The organism is Enterobacter sp. UNJFSC 003 (assembly GCF_036903355.1).
In the GTDB taxonomy this organism is placed as follows: Bacteria; Pseudomonadota; Gammaproteobacteria; order Enterobacterales; family Enterobacteriaceae; genus Enterobacter.
In genome coordinates this window covers 1-329 of the sequence record NZ_JBAKHK010000079.1, presented here as the reverse complement: position 1 = coordinate 329, position 329 = coordinate 1, and the positions used below count along the sequence as shown (strand labels likewise).

Here is a 329-nt window from a genome sequence, read left to right as displayed (position 1 = left end):
AGATCGACGTTATCCAAAACCTCATCGACCAGATAATCCGAAAGATGGCTGGCATTGATTCCCGCCAGGCGGCGTGCCGACTTATGGGCTGAGTGGGTATTCTGCCGGGCGGAGAGGGCGATTAGCTGTAGTGCCGTCGCCCAACCGGAAACGTCATCGCAAATCCGACTGCTTTCTGCGGCTTCAATCGGCGATGACAGACGGCAATCAAAAAACTGCTTCGCTTCCTGATGGGTAAATGCCAGTTGCTGACTGCCAATTTCCAGCAGTTGATCACGAACACGCAGATTGGCAATGCCCAGTTGCGGAAGGTTGCGTGACAACACCAC

Annotated in this window: 1 pseudogene; it reads right to left on the bottom strand. The window is 54.1% G+C overall.

Annotated elements, in window-relative coordinates:
• Window positions 1-329 (bottom strand): annotated as a pseudogene (locus V5P19_RS23175) (transcriptional regulator); the annotation flags it as partial.